Genomic DNA, 19,092 nt, shown 5'->3' on the forward strand with positions numbered 1-19,092 from the left:
TCGCCGAACTGCTCGGACACGCGCAGGTTCATCTGGTGGTCCATCAGCCACATGGCCACCTGCGCGATCTGCGCGGGGAACTCCTCGATCTCGATGCCGTGGAACTGGTCCACGTCCACCAGCACATGGTCCTGCACGTGCGCCAGCACCGACTGCTGGGTGGCGAACTGCCGCGTCAGCACTTCCAGCTCCAGCGCGCGCAGCTCGCGGTAGGCGATCACCAGGAAGTTGCCGCAGCCGCAGGCCGGGTCGAGGAAGGTCAGCGTGGCCAGCTTGCGGTGCAGCTGCGCCAGCTTGCGTGTGTCGTTGCCGGCCTTGTCCAGTTCGGCCTTCAGGCCGTCCAGGAACAGCGGGCCGATGAGTTTCAGGATGTTCTTTTCGCTGGTGTAGTGCGCGCCCAGGTTGCGGCGGGCCTTGGCGTCCATCACCGACTGGAACATGGAGCCGAAGATGGCCGGGCTGATGCGGCTCCAGTCCAGCGTGCTGGCGTCCAGCAGCAGGCCGCGCATCTGCGCGTTGAAGTCCGCCAGCGGAAGCACCTCCTCGAACAGCCGGCCGTTGACGTAGGGCAGCTCCGCCAGCTGCTCGTCCAGCGTGGTTTGGCGCTTCTCCGGCGGCGTGTTGAGCACCTGGAAGATGCGCCCCACCCACAGCCCGAGGTCGGCGCCGTCCTCGCTGGTGCGCTGGGCAATGAGCTCGTGGAAGCTCTGCCGCGGGAAGATGCCGGTGTCGTCGGCGAACAGGCAGAACAGCAGCCGCACCAGCAGCAGTTCCAGCGCGTGGCCGTCGTAGCCGGCGGCCTTCAGCGCATCGTGCAGCCGGCCCATGCGCTCGGCGGCCTGCACGTTGACGGGGTCTTCTTCCTTGTAGCTGCGGGTCTGGTAGCCGCTGATGAAGCCGAAGCGCCCGATCTGCTTGTGCAGCTCGGCCAGCGCAAATGCCACCGGCATCGTGTCGCCTTCGAGGTCGTACAGGCGGAAGCTGCGGAAATCGGAAACGAGAATGTATTGGGGCCGTTCGTTTTCGGTCAGGCCGGCGAAATAGTCGGTCGCTTGTTCGTATGCGGCATCCAGATCGACGCCTGCACTCTTGTGCTCGGCCAGCATGACCCTGGGCCAGAACACGTCAATGCGGCCATGCTGGCTGCCGGAAAAACGCTTTGCCTTCTGCTCGTAGATCGCCACGCTGCGGCGTTTCACGCCAAACACGTTGAAAAATTCGTTCCAGAAGCTCTGCGCCTCGGCGCGCTCGCTGGTTTCCCCGGCCCACTCCTTGGCAAACGCGCGCGCGCGCTCGCGGATTTCATTGAGACTCAGCGGCATGGGTTCCTCCTGCTTGCAGGATAAGCGAAGAACGCGAACCGCCACCCGCATCCGTTATTCTCGGCGCATCCACACATGGGGATGTGCATGTCCGGCCATAGCCAGTTCAACCTGCTCACGCAGCGCCGCTTCCTGCCTTACTTCACGGTGCAGGCGCTGGGCGCGTTCAATGACAACGTGTACCGGCAGGCCATCATCGGGCTGCTGGCATACATGGCGGTGAGCAGCCGCGACATGGGGCTGTATGCGAACCTGGCACCGGCGATTTTCATCCTGCCGTTCTTCCTGTTTTCGGCCAGCGCCGGACAGATCGCCGCGCGGATGGAGAAACAGAAACTCATCGTCATCACCACCTCGATGGAGATCGCCATCATGTCGCTGGCGGCGGTGGGCTTCCTGCTGCAGAACATGGTGGTGTTGCTGGTCGCGCTGTTCTGCACCGGCCTGCAGTCCACCTTGTTCGGGCCAGTGAAATATTCCATCCTGCCGTCGGTACTCAAGCCGGAGGAATTGACCGGCGGCAATGGCTTGGTGGAGATGGGCACCTCGCTGGCGATCCTGCTTGGCATGATCTGCGGCGGGTTGATTTTTCAAGTCGCCGGCAGCCACGGCCCGCAGGTGGCGGCAGTGTGCGTGATTGCGATGGCGGTGGCCGGCAACACGGTGGCGCGGCAAATCCCCAAGGTGGATGCCGGCGATCCGTCCTTGAACGTGGACTGGAACATCGTGCGGGCGTCGCGGCGGATCTGGGCACTGACCCGGCAACGGCTGGCGGTGCGCAACGCGGTGCTGGGGGTCAGTTGGTTCTGGTTCGTGGGCACGGTGTTGACCGCGCAATTGCCGGTGTATGCGCAAACCAATTTGGGCGGCACGCAGAACCTGTACATCTTCGCACTGGCGCTGTTTTCGGTGGGCGCCGGGGTGGGCTCGATGTCGTGCGAAAAGCTGTCCGGGCGCACGGTGGAAATCGGGCTGGTGCCGCTGGGCGCGTTCGGCATCAGCGCATTTTTGCTGGATCTGTATTTCGCACGGCCGGGGCAGGCGTTGGCGGCCGGGCTTTCGGTGCTGCAATTTGCGGATGCGCCGGGCAGCTGGCGCATCATGTTCGACTTGGTGGGCGTGGGCCTGTTCACCGGCTTCTTCGTGGTGCCGTTGTTTGCACTGATCCAGAGCCGCACGCCGAAACACGAACTGGCGCAGGTGATTGCCGGGATGAACATCCAGAACGCGATGTTCATCGTGCTGGCGGCGCTGATCGGCATCGCGGTGCAGCGCTATCTGGGCTGGAGCATCCCGCAATTGTTCCTCGCGCTGGCGATTGCCAACACGCTGGTGGCGTTGTGGATTTTCAGCATCGTGCCCGAGTTTTTCATGCGCTTCATGAGCTGGGTGATGGTGCGCACGTTGTACCGGCTGAAATTGCACGGCATCGAAAAACATATCCCCGATGACGGCGCGGCGCTGCTGGTGTGCAACCACGTGAGCTACATGGATGCGCTGATCCTGTCGGCCTGCGCGCCGCGCCCAGCGCGCTTCGTGATGTATTACAAGATCTTCAACGTGCCGGTGATGCGTTGGATCTTCAAGACCGCCAAAGCCATCCCGATTGCCGGTGCGCGCGAAGACCCGCAAGTGATGCAGCAGGCCTTCGACGCAGTGGATGCGGCGCTCGCCGAAGGCGAATTGGTGTGCATTTTTCCGGAAGGCGCACTGACCCGCGATGGCCAGATTGCACCCTTCAAATCCGGCGTTGAAAAGATCCTGGCGCGTGCAGCCTTGCGCGGGCAGGACGTGCCGGTGGTGCCGATGGCGCTGAAAAACATGTGGGGCAGCATGTGGAGCAAACAGGATTCGCGCCTGCGCCGCATGCGTGTGCCGCGCCGCTTGCGCGCACCGATCGAAGTCTTGGCAGGTGAGCCGGTGACAGGCAGCACGGCCAGCGCGGAATTACTGGAAGCGAAGGTGCGTGCGCTGCGTGGGGATGCAGCGTAAGTGCGACGACAATGCTATTTCGCAACATTCCTGCGCAATAAATCACCAAGGAAAGCCGCAACCGCCCCTTTGTCAACCGGCACGACATTGATTACCCTTGCCGCAGACAGGTGATGCTTGCGCACAGCAGACGCATCATTCTTTTTCAGGGGATCGCATGAACACCACTCCGCCGCCTGTGCAGCAGGTGCATCACTACTACTACCCGCAAAAATCGGGTGGTACGGCGGCCTTGTTGGAAGTCCTTCCCGGCTTGTTCCAGATTTTTGGCATTGGCCATCTGTATGCCGGCAATGTGGTGACCGGCTTGCTGATCATGTTCGGGTATTGGTGTGTGCTGTTTATCAATATCCTGCTGAGCTTTGTCATCATTGGCCTGTTCACCGGGCCGCTGTGCTGGCTGATTGCCATGATCGCTTCACCGCTGATTGCAGCCAACAGTTGCAATGCACGTTTTCCCGCAGCTTCCATCACTACAAGGACTTTCGAGTGAATACCAACAGCCCCGTTGTGCCCAACAACCTTGTCTGGGCAATTTTGACCACGCTTTTTTGCTGCTTGCCGCTTGGCATTGTGTCGATCGTGTTCGCTTCGAAGGTGGATGGCCTGCGTGCCGCTGGCGATATCGCCGGCGCGTGGGAGGCTTCACGCAAAGCCAAGACCTGGGCCATCTGGTCGGCCTTGAGCGGACCCGTGCTGATTTTGATCTGGTTCATGTTCTTCGGTGGCCTGGCCATGCTTGGCGCAATCAGCGGCGCACACTGATCCATGCCCATCCCCGGTGCAGTTGATACGCCGCGCAAATGGCTGCGCGTGATGCCAACCGCCCTGCTTGCGCTGGGGGCGGCGGGTACTGCATGGGTGCTTTCGCGGCTGGACCCGTTTGTTGGCAACAGTGCTTTGCCGCCATGCCCGTTGCATGCATTGACCGGCCTCTATTGTCCCGGCTGCGGCAGCACACGCTGCCTGTACGCCCTGCTGCACGGTGATGTGTGGCTCGCGCTGGCAATGAACCCGCTGCTGGTTGTGAGCTTGCCCCTGTTGGGCCTGATGTCGCTCAATGCCGCAGGTTGGCGCCCGGCATGGAGCACACCCCTCATGCGCCAGCTTGCTCGACCCGGATTATGGTTATGGCTGCTGCTGGGGTATGGCGTGCTGCGTAATTTGCCGTGGTCCCCGTTCAACTTGCTTGCGCCAGGCTAGACGCCCAACGGCTTGTGCACCATCAACCAAAAGATGGCGATCACACTGATGAACGCCGGCCAGCCCAGCCAGAACCACCAACGCATCACCCGCCTGTAAACAGGCGATAGCGGCGCACCTGCGATGACGGCTTGCCGTGCCAGATCACGAGCCTTGATTTGCAACCACACCACCGGCAACCAGCAGGCCCCGCTGACCACAAACAGAATCAACGCAGTCTTGATCCAGAACGTACCCAACGGCAGATGCAACAGCTTTGCCAGCCATAGGCCGGTGACAAACTGCACCACCACCGCGGGCGCGGTGAATACGGCATCAGCGATCACCACCATCCGCGCCGTGGCCGCAATATTGCGTGCATCGCAGCTGAGGTGCGCCATCCACATGAAGAACGCGATGCCAAGCCCGGTGCCCATCAACGCGGTGGACGACAGGATGTGCATCCACTTCAGGGTCAGGTAATCCATTTCAGCGCCGATCCACCAACACCCACAGCACGGCCAACATCGGCAGCAAGGCGATATTTTTCACCAGTCCGCCCAACGGGTCGAAAAACAATGCAGGCAACCCAAGGCCAAACCCCAGCAAATAAGCCGCCACGCTGATCCACATCAACACCACCACAGGCCGCGGCCGTGGATGCACGGCCAGTGCAAACCCCAAAGCCAGATCCAACACCGCTGCAGCACGCGCCAATGCCACCGGATGCGCGTGTGCAAGCAGGCTGCCTTGCGCCACGGCATCAATGTCCCGTGCCGGCGTCGTCAAGCCCACCACTCCGGACCACAGCCATAGCGCCACCACGCTCCACTGCAACCAAGGCGCCAGAAAGTACAGTTGCGCCGCCCACCGGTCTTGCATCTGGCTGGGGGCTGCCGACAGTACGTCGTCCACATCGCGAACGGGTACGCCAAATGCCGCGCGTGCGCGCTGCTGCTCGCCTTCGTCGAGTACGTTACCGCGCACCAGCATCGCCCAAATAGTGCGGTTGACCGGGCCACGCCCCAGCAGTTGCCCGATCCAGACTTGCAGCTTCACCAGTGGCAACGGCACGCGCCACGATTTCTCCCCTGCGATGTGCAGCCAACGTCGCCAACGGGATTGGTATCGATGCAATGCAATGGGCTGCGCGCAACCCAGCTGGTAAATGCCGCGCTCACCCTGCATGCAGGCCGCGGCAGCCACGTCTGCCAAGTCCTCCGCGCAAATGGGCTGGAACACCCAATGCCCATCGCCGGGCAGCAATTGCCGCCACGGGAATGCCGCCATCGCCCGCAGCAACGACGTACCGCCATAGGAGCCGCGCAGCGAATACACCACCGACGGCCGCAGCACCACCGCATCCACCGGCAGCGCGAGTAGCAGCGCATCGAACCGGTGTTTGCTCTCGATGAATCCACCATCAGCGGGATGCCCCAGCGCGGAGATTTGCACAAAGCGAATGCCGCGAGCCGCACATGCCTGTGCCAATGCCAGCGGTGCGCGCACATGGACATCTTCAAAATTCTGCAGCCCCTCTTCACGCAGGATGCCGGCTGCGTTGACCACCACCGACACGCCTTGCAGCGCCTGCGTCCAATCCCGGGCCTGCCGCATCCGCAGCAGATCGCCCGCCACTTCGTCATCTAGCAACTGTCGCCCTTGCGACCTGGCCAACACGCGCACGCGAAACCCGCGTTTGCGCAATGCCGCCTTGATGAAGCCGCCGATAAAGCCGCGCCCACCCACCAGCAAGACGGTCTGCATGCCAAGCCTGTCCGTTATGCAGCAATGACGCCGAACACCATGGCACCCATCGCAAGATTCATTGCCCGTTCCGGGCTGATTGATGCTCGTCCAACCACATCTGGATCACATACCGCGCAATCGAGATGGGGGAAGACAGTACGATGCCTTCCGCCTCGCCATCGCCATCGGCCTCGCGCCAGTCACGCGCCAAGCCGGCGCGCACCTCGTCGGCGGAAAACCAGCGGGCGTCTTCCAGTTCTTCGCTGGCATGTGGCGCATCGGGTTCGGCGTGAGCGATGAAGCCGAGCATCAGCGCACCGGGGAACGGCCACGGTTGTGAGGCCAAATAGCGTGCGGTTTGGGTGTGCACGCGCACGCCGGTTTCTTCCATCACTTCGCGGGCGATGGTTTGCTCCAGGGTTTCGCCGGGCTCGACAAAGCCGGCCACCACCGACCAGCGCCGCGCCGGCCAGTTGGCTTGCCGGCCCAGCAACAGGCGCGTGCCATCGGTAATCGCGGCGATGATGGCTTGATCGGTGCGCGGGTAGTGCTCGCTGGCGCAGCCGGCGCAACGTGCCAACCAGCCGGCGCGCACAAACTGCAATGTGCCGCCACACGCGGGGCAATAGCGATAGCGCTGGTGCCAGTGTTGCAGCGCACGCGCCTGCGCAAACAACGTGGCCTGCCACGCCGGCCACGCCGCAGCGGCGCGGCGCAGATCCAGACTGTCGGTGCGCGCTGCTGGCACGTGGGCGGCATCGGCTGCAAACCACGCACGGCCGTCGCGCAGACCCAGAAAAATGTGTTCGTCGGGGCCAGCCGGCAGTTCAGCGCCGGAAAACTGGCGCAATGCGCCGTCGGCATCCAGCAACGCGCACCCGCTGGCATCCAGCGCGATGATGCCGGCCTGCGGCCACGCCTCCGCCAGTGCGGCGGGGTCATCCCGCAGGTGGTCGGCACGATCCAGTGCACCATCGACAAAGGCAAACGGAGTCACGCTTACACCGTAAAGCTGCTGCCGCAGCCGCAAGTGGTTTTGGCATTGGGGTTGCGAATCACGAACTGCGCGCCAGCCAAGGATTCGCTGTAATCGACTTGGGCGCCGATCAGGTATTGCAGGCTGAGCGGATCGACCAACAAGGTTGCGCCGTCGGTGACGATGGCGATGTCGTCCTCGTTCTGGCCTTCATCGAACTCGAATCCGTACTGAAACCCGGAACAGCCGCCGCCTTGGATATACGCGCGCAGCTTGAGCGCGGCATTGCCTTCTTCGGCCACCAGCTCGCGCACTTTGGCAGCGGCAGCGGGGGTGAATTGCAGAGGCGCCGATGGCAGGGGTGGCGTGGCGTGTTCGAGTACGACGATATCCATCCGCCAAGGATGGGGCGCGACCCCGCGTGAATCAACCTTTGTCGGGCAATCTGGATGCCACTGCCGGGGCTGCCGACGGCACCACGCTGCTCCAGCTGAACGAATTTTCCACTAACTCACCGTCTTGCGGCTGCAAACGTGCGATCACCCGCACCGGCTTGACCCCGCGCGGCAGCACGATATCGCCGCTGACCTGCTGGAAATACTTGAACGAATACTCGATCCCGGGCGCATTGGCTTGCTGGCGCAGCACATTCCAGTCCAGGCGCCGCATCTGCTGGCCATCGGTCACCTCCAACGCCAACCGCAGGCTGCCTGCATTGATCTCACCACGGTTCAGGGTTTGGGTCAGGGTGGCGACGAAATGCCAAAGCTGCGGGTCGGCCTGCGGTTCCAGCTTCAACTCTTGTGCGGCCAGGCCACGGCGCTGCCCGGTAGGGCCCACCAGGCGTTCGTAAAACGCAACGTCGGCGCGCAGACCGGCCACTTCTTCATCACGCTCGGCCAAGGTACCCTGCAAGTCGGTATTCGCCTGCCGGCTGATTTGATCGGACCGCCTCAGATTGGCGACCTGCTGCTGCAAATTGGCAATTTGCGTGGCCTGTGCCACCAGTTGTTCACGCGCATTACTGGGCTGCGGCGCAAAACTGCGCCATGCGCCCCACCCACCCAACCCCAAGGCCAGCAGCACCAGCAATAGCTGGGCCAACTTCGGGTGGCCACTGCCCACCATGCTGCGCTTGGGGCTTGGCAGGGCACTGGGCATTACACTGGGCTTGCGGCGCAGAACAGACATGACGCCGATATCGCACTGTTGCAATCCCGCCGTCAAGCACGGTCTCGCCAGCTGCCAAGTGCACAGGGAAGCGAATTTGCAACCGGCGCACGGCACAGCTACTGGTACGCGATGTCGACATTGCCATCTTGATGGCCGATTTATTGCTGACAAAGGCCGACTCGCACGGCTTTTTGCGTCAAAATCACTGGATGGACACACCCGGACACACTTGGACTGCTATCGCCAATGCCGCAAAGTTGGTGCTTGCACCTGCGATTGCAACTGCAAGACCTGAATACGCAACCGTGGCGAACCAGGGGGAGATTGGACTATGAGCAGCGTACTTCCTGCCGCCGTGGCGGACAGCAACCCTTATCGCGTCCTGATTGTCGAGGATGACCGCAGCCAAGCGATGTTTGCCGAAGCCATTTTGCGCGGTGCCGGGATGCAGGCGGAGGTGGTCGCCATTCCCGAGCGCATGATGGAAGCACTGGAGCGCTTCGTCCCCGATCTGGTGCTGATGGATTTGCATATGCCCGGCACCAGTGGCACCACGCTGACCACGCAAATTCGCGAGCACACGCAGTTTTCGCACACTCCGGTTGTGTTCCTGACCGGCGATCAAGATCCCGAGCGCGAGCTGGAAGTGCTCGACAAGGGGGGCGATGATTTCATTCTCAAGCCGGTGCGGCCGCGCCACTTGATTGCGGCGGTGCAAAACCGCATCCGCCGTGCACGCGCGCTCAACGAAAGTCTGCAAACGCACAGCATGCCCGATCGCCACCCGGTGACGGGCCTCCACACCCGACATGCGCTGATGCAGGTACTGGCCACCCAACTTGGCCATCGCAGCCCCGGGGGAGGCGCGCTACTACTGGAGCTGGGCAACCCCAGCGCCCTGCGCAACCGCTACGGCTATGCCGCACTGGATGGCTTGTTCAACGCCGTCGGCACCCATTTGGGCAGTTTGCTCGAACACCATGCGATTGCCGCTCGCCTCAGTGACAATGCATTTTTAGTGGTGGTGCGCGATTTGGGACGCGGCGCACTGGAAGGTTTCGCACGCCGCCTGCGTGATGGCATCGGGTATCACGACTTCCTGGTGGATGGCGAACCGATGCGGCTGCGCTGCACAATCGGGTATGCCAGTTTCGAGCATGCGTTTGCCGATACCGGTGCCGTGCTGGCCGCAACCGAGGATGCCACCCGCGAAGCCCATGCCCTGCCCGCCGGTGTTGCCGGTTTCGTGCCGCCAGAATTGACCGCCTCCGACAACCTGATCGACGAGCTGCGTGCCGCGCTCGCCCCTAACGGTGAAGGCTTGTATTTGGCATTTCAGCCAGTGGTCGCGGTGGCCGGTGGCGACGAGGCACAATTCCAGGTGCTGGTGCGCATGCACGGTGCCGATGGCAGCGTGCGCAAGGCGGGGGATTTTTTGGCGGCAGCACAAGCGGCAGGATTGCTGGCACAACTGGATCGCTGGGTGATGGAGCGGGCACTGGCCTTGTTGCAACAACGTCGCGCAGAAAGCCGGCCAGTCCGTTTGTTTGTCTCGCAAACACCGCGCACGCTGGGCCAGGATGGCTTTGCCGGCTGGTTGCAGCAAGCACTCGAGCGTGCCGGGGTGGATGGCCCCTCACTGGTCATTGATATCCGTCAAGAAGACGCGGTCGTACATACCGTGCTGTTACAACAATTTTGCGAGCAACTGGTCCCGGTGGGTGTGCAATTCTGCCTCAGCCAGTTCCGCAGCACCGAAGATGGCAACCAGCTGCTACAAATGCTGCCGCTGGGCTATTTGCGCCTATCGTCCGAGTTTGCCCGGCAACCGTTGCCACCGGCACTACAGGATGAAATGCGCACCGCCATCGAACGGGCGCATCGGCTGGGCCTGCAAGTGATTGGACAGGCGGTGGAAGATCCGCAGGCGGCAGCAGCGCTTTGGGTGGCTGGCATCGACTTCATTCAGGGCAATCTGGTACAACGCCCAGAGCAAGCCCTTGATTTCGACTTCCAGAGTGCGGCCTTGTGAATTCCGTAAAACCCGATGGACTTAATCTGTTGAGTGCACGCTGGCTGGCGTTAGGGGCCGCCGCTGGCGCATCGCTTGCTTTGGTGATCAATCAACTGGGTGTGCAGGGCCCATGGCAGGTGATTGCTTTGGTGCTGGCGCTACTGGCGCTGTTTGCCACCACCGCACACGCATGGGCAACCCGCTCCCGCGAGCAGGCGATGTCCAATCAGGCCGAACGCACGCGCGAGAAAGAAGCCGAAATCCACATGCTGCAACAGGAGCTCGATCGCCACACCGCGCTGGAGATCGAACTCACCAAGGCCAAGCAAGCGGCGGAGTCGGCAGTCATGGCCAAGGGCGAGTTTCTGGCCACCATGAGCCATGAAATCCGCACACCACTCAATGGCATCATCCCGATGCTGGATTTGCTGTCCACCTCCAAGCTCAGCCTTGACCAACAGGAAATTCTCAAGACCGCCACCGCCTCGGCACAGCAGCTGCTGCGCATCGTCGATGACATCCTGGATTATTCGAAGCTGGAGGCTGATCGGCTCGAGCTGGAAACCACCGGCTTCAACCTGCGCGAATTGCTGGGTAGCGTGATGACCTTGATGGAGCGCTCGGCCGATGCCAAGGGCTTGCATCTGCGGCTGAATATCGACTCGGCGGTGCGCTTGCCGGTAAGAGGCGACCCGGTGCGGTTGCGCCAGATCCTGAGCAATCTGGTGAGTAATGCGATCAAATTCACCGAGCGCGGCAATGTCACTGTCAACATCAAACGCCTGGGTGAAACAGCCGCTCAGCACATGTTGCGCTTCGAAGTGCAAGACACCGGCATTGGCATAGATGCCACGACCCAGGACAAACTGTTTCAAGCCTTCAGCCAAGCCGACGCCTCAACCACCCGGCTGTATGGCGGCACCGGTCTTGGACTGGTGATTTCACAGCGCATCGTGTCGCTGATGGGTGGCAAGATCGGGGTGCAGTCGCAACCCGGTCAAGGCTCCACATTCTGGTTCGAAATTCCGTTGCTCAAGGTGCAAGGCGACATGCCTGCGCAACAGGGCGATTTGCACGGTGGCCGCGTCCTGCTGATCACCACCGATACACGTCTGCGCATGCGCCTGACCATGCTGCTGCCCAACTGGGGGTTGCGTGTCACCGCTGTGGAAAATACTCAGGATGCACTGGAGCGGCTACGCCAAGCCCACACCCAAGGCGAGCCATGGACGTTCTCGGTGGTGCTGGCGGATCTGATGAGTATTCGCAGCACAGCGGTATCACTGGCGCGCAACATGGAACGCAAGCAACAATATGGCGAAGTCCGTTTGGTGTATCTGCGCGGCGACGAAGCCACCTCATTGGACCTGCCTGTGAACGCCACCCTGATTCCCCGCAATGCCGAAGATGCGGATTTGCGTGCGGTGCTGTCTGCGTCCGGGGTGGCGTGGGGGCAACAAGACCCACACCCGGCGCCGGCTGCACAAAAACCGAAGGACGAGATCCCCGGCAAGCCGCGCATCCTGTTGGTGGAAGACAATCCAGTCAACTTGATGGTGGCGCAGCGCTTGCTGCAGGTCTTGGGTGCCGAATGTGAAACCGCCGGCAATGGCCAGGTGGCGCTGGAAAAGCTGGATCAAGCCCAGTTCGATTTGGTACTGATGGATTGCCAGATGCCGGTACTCGATGGCTACAGTGCCACCCGGCGCTGGCGCGAACTCGAGCAGGAACGCAAAGCCACGCGGCGCCTGCCGATTGTGGCGATGACCGCCAATGCGATGGCCGGCGATCGTCAGAAATGCCTGGATGCCGGGATGGATGACTACCTGGCCAAGCCCGTCACCAAGGTCGAGCTGGAACAATGCATCACGCGCTGGAAAAGCAGTGCAATGCCGGTCCCCGCAGCCACGCCCTCGGCAGCACAACTCACCCAACGTGCGCCCTCCGTGCTGGATCAACGGGTACTCGGCGAGTTGCGTGAAGTACTGGGTAGCGAGGTCGACAAGATCATCGCCGTGTATCTGGAAGACGCACCGCGCCTGATCGCGCAGTTGGAGCGGGCGGCGGTGAACATCGACCCCATCGCACTGCGGGTCACCGCGCATACGTTGAAATCGTCCAGTGCCAATGTTGGCGCGATGACCCTATCGGATGCCGCACGCGATCTGGAACACGCCGCACGCGACGGCACCATGACCCAACCGGGGCCGGCGGTAGCACGCATCGTCAGTGAATTTGCGCAAGTCCGGGTGGCCCTGCGCGCGCTCTTGTTCAGCAACTGAACAGGCATCGCGCACTGGCAGGTGCGCGCGCCATGCGGTTGCACAATCACCGCCCGCGGTAGCGGCACCCCGAGGTGCAGGTTTCGTGCACCACCACTTCCGATAGCAGCGGCACCTGCGGCTTCAAGCGCTGCCAGATCCAGATCGCCAGCTGCTCGCTGGTGGGGTTTTCCAACCCATCGATCTCATTCAGATAATGATGATCCAGCTGCTCGTAGATCGGCTTGAACGCCGCCTTGAGATCGGCAAAATCCATCACCCACCCCAGCTCTGGATCCGGCTCGCCGCTGACCTGCAGCTCGATCGAAAATGAATGCCCATGCAGGCGCGCGCATTTGTGTCCGTCCGGCACATTCGGCAGCCGGTGCGCGGCTTCAACGGTAAAACGCTTGAAGATATCCATCGGGCCGTTCGTCCTGCAGGCAAACAAAACCCCGCAGGTGCGGGGCTGAGGGTTCATGCGTTGGTGGCTATGGGTGGACTCGAACCACCGACCCCAGCATTATGAGTGCTGTGCTCTAACCGGCTGAGCTACATAGCCAACGCAGAGCCGGGCATTATCCTGATCTTGGCCGGTGCCGTCAATTCGCCCTGTGGCGGCTTGCCGAAGCTGCGCGGCACTGGCACAGTCGGGGCAGGCAAATTTTTTGAGGTCCGCATCGTGATCGATCCGGACGGGTTCCGGCCCAATGTGGGCATCGTACTGATGCATGACGATGGACGAGTGTTCTGGGCGCGTCGAGTGCGCCGGGACGGCTGGCAGTTTCCGCAAGGCGGCATCAACACCGACGAAACCCCGCTGGAAGCGATGTACCGCGAGCTGCGCGAGGAAACCGGGCTGCTGCCTGCGCATGTGGACGTGCTGGGCGCCACCCCTGGCTGGCTGCGCTACCGTCTGCCGCCGCATGCCATCCGCCACCGTGACAAGCTGGTGTGCATCGGCCAAAAGCAGGTGTGGTATCTGCTGCGTTTTCGTGGATTGGAGGGCGATGTGCAGCTGGATGGCACCGATTGCCCTGAATTCGACCACTGGCGCTGGGTGGATTTTTGGTACCCGCTGCAGCATGTGGTGACCTTCAAGCGCAGCGTGTATGCGCGTGCGTTGGCGCATCTGGCCCCGCATGCCCGTGCGGTGGCCGGGGCACTGGCCGTGCCGGAGTACGCCCTGCCTGGCAGGGGGATCGGGCAAGCGCGACAGCGCTGATCACCACCTGTGTTGTTGAAACTGAATGCAGGCATACCGCTTGTCGGCTCGATGTTGCGCTGCAACAAAACACTCGATATGCTGCATCGCACAAATCCGGCAAACCTTGCCGACAACAACCAGCAGGAGACCGCCATGTACCAGTTCAACGATCAGTTCAGCAAAGCCGTCAGCCAGTTCGCCGATGCCGCTGCCAACGTCAACCGTTTGGCCCTTGAGAATGCCGAAAAGGCCTTTGGCCTGCAGTTGGCCACCATCGAAGACACCTTCACCGCCAGCTTCGCCTTCACCGGCGAGCTGCTGCAGGTGCGTGACGCCGACGGCCTGAAGGCTGTGTGGCCGAAGGGCGTGCAGATTGCCCGCACCAATGCCGAGCGCAGCCTCAGCACCGTGCAGGAAGTGTTTGCCAACACCGTGAAGACCAACGAAGCCATTGGCTCGCTGGCCAAGGGCCAGTTCGAGCAGGCCAGTGCCCAGGTCAAGGCCGAAGTGGAAAAGGCCACCAAGGCAACCAAGTCCGGCAAGTAAGCCCGGCAAGATCCCTCCCCCCTGGGACCGCAACGCCGCACTCCCCTGCGTCGTTGCCAAAACCCGGCAGCGCAAGCTGTCGGGTTTTTTTTATGCTGTCCATGCCAAACGGCAGATGCGAATGGCAAGCAATCCCGCAACAATTATGGACTTGCAAGTTCAGTATCCTGCTAAACTCCCCGGTTCATTTTCATATCTCCATCGGATCAGCCCCATGCCTGCCCATACATCCGCCCACACCCCCAACCCCGCCCTGCGTTGGGGCTTGATGCTGCTTGGTGCGCTCGTCGTGTTTGGGGGCGTGTTTGGAATCAAGGCGATCTTCGCCAAAAAGACCAATGAATTCTTCGACAACATGCCGCAACCGGCGGTGGCCATTTCGGCCGCCACGGCCAGTGCGCAGCGCTGGAGTGCAGGCGGCGAATCGGTGGGCACCTTGGTGGCCGTCAACGGCACCGATGTCACCACCGAGGCCGGCGGCGTGGTGCGCAGCATTGCGTTTGAGGCCGGCCAGCCGGTCAGCCAGGGCGCCGTGTTGGTGCGCTTGAACACCGACAACGAAGAGGCTCAGCTCAAAGCACTGGAGACCTCGGCCAAACTCGCGGCGGTGCAGGCGCAGCGTTGGCAGGCGCTGGGCAAGGACAAACTGGTGTCCCTGGATGATGTGCAGCAGCGCGTCGCCGCGGCCGCCAATGCGCGCGCGCAAGTAGAGGCACAGCGCGCACTGATTGCCCGCAAGACCATCCGCGCGCCGTTCTCGGGCGTACTGGGCATTCGCAAAATCAATCTGGGCCAATATCTGGCGCCGGGTGACGCAATCGTCACCTTGCAGCAGCTCAATCCGATCTATCTGGACTTCACCCTGCCCGAACAAATGATCGGCAAGCTGCTGAAAGGCGGCAACATCAACGCCAGCGTGGATGCCCTGCCGGGCCAGCACTTCAGTGGCGAAATCACCGCGCTGGATCCGCTGGTGGATGCCAGCACTCGCAACTTCAAAGCGCAGGCCACCTTGCAAAACCCCGGCAACGCCTTGCGCCCGGGCAGCTTTGCCAAGGTCAGTTTTGAACTGGGCGCAGAGCACGCCGTGGTGGTGATTCCGCAAACTGCAGTCAGCTTCAACCCTTACGGCAACGCGGTCTTCGTGATTACCTCGGAAAAGCGCAAGGCCGGCGAAACCGACGCCAAGGGGCAGCCGCTGAGCGGCGACAAATTGGTGGTCAACCAGCGCTTCATCAAGACTGGGGCCACCCGTGGCGATTTGATCGCGGTCACCGATGGGCTGAAGCCCGGTGAGCGCGTGGTGACGGTGGGCCTGCTGAAGCTGCGCAATGGCGCGGAAGTGACGATTGATAACAGCGTGCAACCTGCCGCCGATGCCCAGCCTACGGTCATCAACCGTTGATCGCTGGCGACCTGCCACGCCCTCTTGTCCACACTTTCCCAACGCGGGGAAGCGGGAGTAACCAAGCATGAAATTTACCGACATCTTCATCAAGAAGCCGGTGCTGGCGCTGGTCGTCAGCCTGTTCATCCTGCTGTTCGGCCTACGCGCCTTCAGCGAATTGAACGTGCGCAAATATCCGGAAATGCGCAATGCCGTGATCAACATCAACACCACCTATTTCGGTGCCGATGCCGACTTGATCCAGGGCTTTATCACCACGCCACTGGAGCGCGAAATCGCCAGTGCCGAGGGCATTGATTACATGACCTCGACCAGCGCGGCGGGGATAAGCTCGATTCAGGCCTATATCCGGCTGGACAAGAACCCCAGCGAGGCGCTCACTCAGATCAGCGCCAAGGTCAACAAGATGCGCGGGCAATTGCCATCGCAGTCGGAAGACCCGGTGATCGACCTGAAGCAGGGCGAGAGTATTGCCAGCATGTATCTGTCGTTTGCCAGCGACCGTTTGGATGGCAACCAGATTGGCGACTATCTGACCCGCGTGATCCAGCCCAAGCTGGTGACGGTGCCCGGTGTGCAAAGCGCAGAAATCATGGGCGCCGGCAACTTCGCCATGCGCGTGTGGTTGAAACCGGAAAAAATGGCCGCGCTGAAAGTGACCGCCAGCGATGTCTCGCAAGCCTTGCAGTCGAACAACGTGTTGGCCGCGCTGGGCTCGACCAAGGGGCATATGGTTGCGATCGACATGACCGCACGCACCGATCTGCGCAATGCCGAAGAGTTCCGCAAGCTGGTGGTGCGTGAACAAGACGGTGCGATTGTGCGCCTGGGTGACATCGCCGATGTGGTGTTGGGCTCTGACAGTTATGGCACGTCGGTGCGTATCAATGGCGGCGATGCAGCCACGTTCATCGGTATCAGTGTGGCGCCCGATGCCAACTCGCTGGATGTGATCAAGGCAGTGCGCAAGGTCTGGGACAACGACATCATTCCGCAATTGCCGCAGGGCATGCACGCCAGCATTCCGTACGACAGCACCGAGGCGATTCAAGACTCGATCAACGAAGTGATCCGCACCATTGTGGAAGCGCTCCTCATCGTGATCGTGGTGATCTACTTGTTCCTGGGCTCACTGCGCAGCGTGTTGATCCCGGCCATTTCCATCCCGCTATCGCTGATTGGCGGGCTGTTCTTGATGCTGCTGATGGGCTTCACCATCAATTTGCTGACCTTGCTGGCGATGGTGCTGGCCATTGGCATCGTGGTGGACGATGCGATCATCGTGCTGGAGAACATCCACCGGCATATCGAAGAAGGCATGAAGCCGATGGACGCCGCGATTCGCGGCGCGCGCGAATTGGCGTGGCCGGTGGTGGCGATGACCACCACCTTGATTGCGGTGTATTTGCCGATTGGTTTCCAAGGTGGGATGACCGGCGTGTTGTTCACCGAATTCGCGTTCACCTTGGCCGGCGCGGTGTTGTTGTCGGGCGTGATTGCGCTCACGTTGACGCCGATGATGAGCGCGAAGATCCTGATTGCGCATGACCCCGACCACCCCAAGGGCAAGTTCGAGCTGTGGTTGGATAATCGCTTCGACAAACTGCACCACGCCTATCAACGCCGCCTGCATGGCGCGCTGGATACCAAGGCCGTGATCGCCGTGTTTGGCCTGATCGTGCTGGTCAGTTGCGGTTTCCTGTACGCAGGCGCGCCAAAGGAACCGGCACCGGTGGAAGATGAAGGTTTCATCTTCTCGGTGGCCAGTGCGGACCCGGTGGCCACGCTGGATTATGTGGAACGCTATACCGCTGAAATTTCCAAGTTCACCGCCAGGATTCCCGAGATCAAGGAGACCTTCTTGATCAACGGTGGCATGGGCGGCGGCGGCGGCGGTGCCAGCCCCAGTGCGATGGCCGGTTTCGTGCTCAAGCCATGGAGCCAGCGCAGCCGCTCCACCACGCAAATCCTGCAGCAAGAGCTGCAACCCAAGCTCAACGAGATCAGTGCGCTGAAGGTGTTTGCATTGGTGCCGCCCTCGCTACCCAGCGCCGGCGGCGGCGGCGGCGGTGGTGAATTCATCGTTGGCGGCGTGGGCAACTTGCAGCAGTTGTCGGAGTTGTCGGACGCCATTCTGGCCAAGGCGTATGCCAGCAAGCGCTTCATCTTCCTCGACAAGGATTTGAAGATCGACAAGCCGCGCATCGAGGTCAACATCGACCGCGACAAAGCGGCGATGCTGGGGATAGACATGCGCACGCTGGCCGCCGACATGTCGTCGATGCTGGCCGGTGGCTACAGCAATCTGTTCTCGATGGAAAACCGCTCGTACCGGGTGATCCCGCAGGTGCAACGAAAGGACCGCCTCAATGCCAGCGATCTTGAAAACTATTACACCCGCACCCGCGATGGGACACTCATTCCGCTGTCCACCATCGTCACGCTGAAGGAAAGCGCGCAGCCGCAATCGCTCAAGCGCTTCCAGCAGCTCAATGCGGTCTCCATCACGTTTGCCCCGCGCCCCGGCGTGAGCAAGGGCGAAGCGTTGGCCATCCTGGACCAAGCCGCAAAAGAAGTGCTGCCGCAAGGCTACAGCGTGGACTATGCCGGTGAGTCGCGGCAGTTCAAGCAGGAAGGCTCGGCCATGCTGATGACCATGGCGCTGGCCTTGATCGTGATTTTCCTGGTGCTCTCGGCGCAGTTTGAAAGCTTCCGTGATGCGTTGATCATGTTGCTCACCGTGCCAATGGCCATTTGCGGTGCGCTGCTGGCATTGAACGTGTTGGCACTGGTGTCCGGCATCCTGCAAGCGATGGGGGTTGAGGCCTTCCCCGGCATGAGTATCAACATCTATACGCAGGTGGGGCTGGTGACATTGGTGGGCGTGATTTCCAAGCACGGCATCCTGATCGTGGAATTCGCCAACAAGCTGCAAATCGAACAGGGCATGAGCAAGCGCGACGCGATTGAAGCCGCCACCGGCATTCGTCTGCGCCCGGTGTTGATGACCACCGCCGCGCTGGTGTTTGCGATGATTCCGATGCTGATGGCCAAGGGCCCCGGCGCGGCTTCGCGCTTCTCGATGGGCGTGGTGATTGCCTCCGGCATGACCATCGGCACCTTGTTCACCTTGTTCGTGCTGCCCGCGTTCTATCTGTATCTGGCGCGCGAACACAAGCACGCGCCGGCGGCTGATGCAGCAGACACCTTGCCTGAGCCGCAACACGGTTGAGGCTGCACGATATGACGACAAACGCCCGGG

17 protein-coding genes, 1 tRNA gene and 1 pseudogene are annotated in these 19,092 nt (G+C 61.6%); 11 read left to right on the top strand and 8 right to left on the bottom strand.

Going from position 1 to position 19,092, the window contains the following annotated elements:
• Nucleotides 1–1,322, bottom strand: a 1,322-nt coding sequence (locus QWB57_RS04630; protein ID WP_324296211.1) for a type IIL restriction-modification enzyme MmeI, incomplete at its 3' end; no start/stop codon positions are given.
• An 87-nt stretch (nucleotides 1,323–1,409) separates the two neighbouring features.
• Here QWB57_RS04630 and QWB57_RS04635 point away from each other — a divergent pair.
• The 4 genes from QWB57_RS04635 (at nucleotide 1,410) to QWB57_RS04650 (ending at nucleotide 4,517) form a co-directional block, all read left to right on the top strand.
• A complete protein-coding gene (locus QWB57_RS04635; RefSeq protein ID WP_288968532.1) occupies nucleotides 1,410–3,314 on the top strand; it encodes an MFS transporter in 1,905 nt (634 codons plus the stop codon).
• A 157-nt stretch (nucleotides 3,315–3,471) separates the two neighbouring features.
• Nucleotides 3,472–3,807, top strand: a complete 336-nt coding sequence (locus tag QWB57_RS04640; RefSeq protein ID WP_288968533.1) for a hypothetical protein — start codon at nucleotides 3,472–3,474, stop codon at nucleotides 3,805–3,807.
• Nucleotides 3,804–4,079 carry a CD225/dispanin family protein gene (locus QWB57_RS04645; RefSeq protein ID WP_223625433.1) on the top strand — a complete coding sequence of 92 codons (276 nt, stop codon included), beginning with the start codon at nucleotides 3,804–3,806 and terminating at the stop codon, nucleotides 4,077–4,079. Before QWB57_RS04640 ends, QWB57_RS04645 begins: the two co-directional genes overlap by 4 nt.
• A gap of 51 nt (nucleotides 4,080–4,130) precedes the next feature.
• The gene (locus QWB57_RS04650) at nucleotides 4,131–4,517 is read left to right on the top strand and encodes a DUF2752 domain-containing protein (protein WP_223627671.1); all 387 of its coding nucleotides are present in this window, start codon (nucleotides 4,131–4,133) and stop codon (nucleotides 4,515–4,517) included.
• Here QWB57_RS04650 and QWB57_RS04655 read toward each other — a convergent pair.
• The 5 genes from QWB57_RS04655 to QWB57_RS04675 are packed head-to-tail and all read right to left on the bottom strand — an operon-like array spanning nucleotide 4,514 to nucleotide 8,412.
• On the bottom strand, nucleotides 4,514–4,984 hold the full coding sequence (locus QWB57_RS04655; RefSeq protein WP_288968536.1) for a DUF2269 domain-containing protein: 471 nt from the start codon (nucleotides 4,982–4,984) through the stop codon (nucleotides 4,514–4,516). The two genes, QWB57_RS04650 and QWB57_RS04655, sit on opposite strands and share 4 nt — an antisense overlap.
• A 1-nt stretch (nucleotide 4,985) precedes the next feature.
• On the bottom strand, nucleotides 4,986–6,263 hold the full coding sequence (locus tag QWB57_RS04660) for a DoxX-like family protein (RefSeq protein WP_288968538.1): 1,278 nt from the start codon (nucleotides 6,261–6,263) through the stop codon (nucleotides 4,986–4,988).
• 58 nt (nucleotides 6,264–6,321) lie between these two features.
• Complete coding sequence (gene nudC, locus QWB57_RS04665; protein ID WP_223625423.1) at nucleotides 6,322–7,242, bottom strand: NAD(+) diphosphatase; 921 nt, start codon at nucleotides 7,240–7,242, stop codon at nucleotides 6,322–6,324.
• A 2-nt stretch (nucleotides 7,243–7,244) separates the two neighbouring features.
• Nucleotides 7,245–7,616: an iron-sulfur cluster insertion protein ErpA gene (gene erpA / locus QWB57_RS04670; RefSeq protein WP_223625419.1), complete on the bottom strand. Its 372-nt coding sequence runs from the start codon at nucleotides 7,614–7,616 to the stop codon at nucleotides 7,245–7,247.
• Nucleotides 7,617–7,647: 31 nt separating this feature from the next.
• Nucleotides 7,648–8,412: a DUF6776 family protein gene (locus QWB57_RS04675; protein WP_288968540.1), complete on the bottom strand. Its 765-nt coding sequence runs from the start codon at nucleotides 8,410–8,412 to the stop codon at nucleotides 7,648–7,650.
• Nucleotides 8,413–8,543: 131 nt separating this feature from the next.
• Here QWB57_RS04675 and QWB57_RS04680 point away from each other — a divergent pair, with 131 nt between their 5' ends.
• Genes QWB57_RS04680 through QWB57_RS04690 form a run of 3 tightly spaced genes read left to right on the top strand, consistent with a single transcriptional unit; the run spans nucleotide 8,544 to nucleotide 12,690 of the window.
• The gene (locus QWB57_RS04680) at nucleotides 8,544–8,729 is read left to right on the top strand and encodes a hypothetical protein (RefSeq protein WP_288968541.1); all 186 of its coding nucleotides are present in this window, start codon (nucleotides 8,544–8,546) and stop codon (nucleotides 8,727–8,729) included.
• Complete coding sequence (locus tag QWB57_RS04685; RefSeq protein ID WP_288968542.1) at nucleotides 8,726–10,426, top strand: EAL domain-containing protein; 1,701 nt, start codon at nucleotides 8,726–8,728, stop codon at nucleotides 10,424–10,426. Before QWB57_RS04680 ends, QWB57_RS04685 begins: the two co-directional genes overlap by 4 nt.
• A 44-nt stretch (nucleotides 10,427–10,470) precedes the next feature.
• Complete coding sequence (locus QWB57_RS04690; protein WP_223627669.1) at nucleotides 10,471–12,690, top strand: ATP-binding protein; 2,220 nt, start codon at nucleotides 10,471–10,473, stop codon at nucleotides 12,688–12,690.
• A gap of 46 nt (nucleotides 12,691–12,736) precedes the next feature.
• Here the strand turns inward: QWB57_RS04690 and queD are convergent, their stop codons facing one another.
• Together queD and QWB57_RS04700 are read right to left on the bottom strand one after the other, a co-directional pair.
• Entirely contained in the window at nucleotides 12,737–13,093 is a 357-nt protein-coding gene (gene queD / locus QWB57_RS04695; protein WP_223625408.1) for a 6-carboxytetrahydropterin synthase QueD, read from the bottom strand.
• Between the two features lie 61 nt (nucleotides 13,094–13,154).
• A tRNA-Met gene (locus QWB57_RS04700) sits at nucleotides 13,155–13,231 on the bottom strand.
• A gap of 120 nt (nucleotides 13,232–13,351) precedes the next feature.
• On the opposite strand from QWB57_RS04700, the pseudogene QWB57_RS04705 reads away from it, so the two are divergent.
• The 4 genes and pseudogenes from QWB57_RS04705 to QWB57_RS04720 form a co-directional block, all read left to right on the top strand.
• Nucleotides 13,352–13,843 (top strand): annotated as a pseudogene (locus QWB57_RS04705) (RNA pyrophosphohydrolase); the annotation flags it as partial.
• Between the two features lie 129 nt (nucleotides 13,844–13,972).
• Nucleotides 13,973–14,422 (top strand): phasin family protein, encoded by a 450-nt coding sequence (locus QWB57_RS04710; protein WP_288968544.1) that lies wholly within the window; start codon nucleotides 13,973–13,975, stop codon nucleotides 14,420–14,422.
• Between the two features lie 214 nt (nucleotides 14,423–14,636).
• On the top strand, nucleotides 14,637–15,827 hold the full coding sequence (locus tag QWB57_RS04715; protein ID WP_288968545.1) for an efflux RND transporter periplasmic adaptor subunit: 1,191 nt from the start codon (nucleotides 14,637–14,639) through the stop codon (nucleotides 15,825–15,827).
• A gap of 67 nt (nucleotides 15,828–15,894) precedes the next feature.
• Complete coding sequence (locus QWB57_RS04720) at nucleotides 15,895–19,062, top strand: efflux RND transporter permease subunit (protein ID WP_288968546.1); 3,168 nt, start codon at nucleotides 15,895–15,897, stop codon at nucleotides 19,060–19,062.
• Nucleotides 19,063–19,092 lie beyond the last annotated feature (30 nt).

The organism is uncultured Thermomonas sp. (assembly GCF_937872235.1).
GTDB lineage: Bacteria > Pseudomonadota > Gammaproteobacteria > Xanthomonadales > Xanthomonadaceae > Thermomonas > Thermomonas beijingensis.

Bases quoted from the DNA above. Each gene is read 5' to 3' on its own strand.
- QWB57_RS04635 (WP_288968532.1), top strand. From the start codon at position 1,410: ATGTCCGGCCATAGCCAGTTCAACCTGCTCACGCAGCGCCGCTTCCTG.
- QWB57_RS04640 (WP_288968533.1), top strand. From the start codon at position 3,472: ATGAACACCACTCCGCCGCCTGTGCAGCAGGTGCATCACTACTACTAC.
- QWB57_RS04650 (WP_223627671.1), top strand. From the start codon at position 4,131: ATGCCAACCGCCCTGCTTGCGCTGGGGGCGGCGGGTACTGCATGGGTG.
- QWB57_RS04655 (WP_288968536.1), bottom strand. From the start codon at position 4,984: ATGGATTACCTGACCCTGAAGTGGATGCACATCCTGTCGTCCACCGCG.
- QWB57_RS04660 (WP_288968538.1), bottom strand. From the start codon at position 6,263: ATGCAGACCGTCTTGCTGGTGGGTGGGCGCGGCTTTATCGGCGGCTTC.
- erpA (WP_223625419.1), bottom strand. From the start codon at position 7,616: ATGGATATCGTCGTACTCGAACACGCCACGCCACCCCTGCCATCGGCG.
- QWB57_RS04675 (WP_288968540.1), bottom strand. From the start codon at position 8,412: ATGTCTGTTCTGCGCCGCAAGCCCAGTGTAATGCCCAGTGCCCTGCCA.
- QWB57_RS04680 (WP_288968541.1), top strand. From the start codon at position 8,544: ATGGCCGATTTATTGCTGACAAAGGCCGACTCGCACGGCTTTTTGCGT.
- QWB57_RS04685 (WP_288968542.1), top strand. From the start codon at position 8,726: ATGAGCAGCGTACTTCCTGCCGCCGTGGCGGACAGCAACCCTTATCGC.
- queD (WP_223625408.1), bottom strand. From the start codon at position 13,093: ATGGATATCTTCAAGCGTTTTACCGTTGAAGCCGCGCACCGGCTGCCG.
- QWB57_RS04710 (WP_288968544.1), top strand. From the start codon at position 13,973: ATGCTGCATCGCACAAATCCGGCAAACCTTGCCGACAACAACCAGCAG.
- QWB57_RS04715 (WP_288968545.1), top strand. From the start codon at position 14,637: ATGCCTGCCCATACATCCGCCCACACCCCCAACCCCGCCCTGCGTTGG.
- QWB57_RS04720 (WP_288968546.1), top strand. From the start codon at position 15,895: ATGAAATTTACCGACATCTTCATCAAGAAGCCGGTGCTGGCGCTGGTC.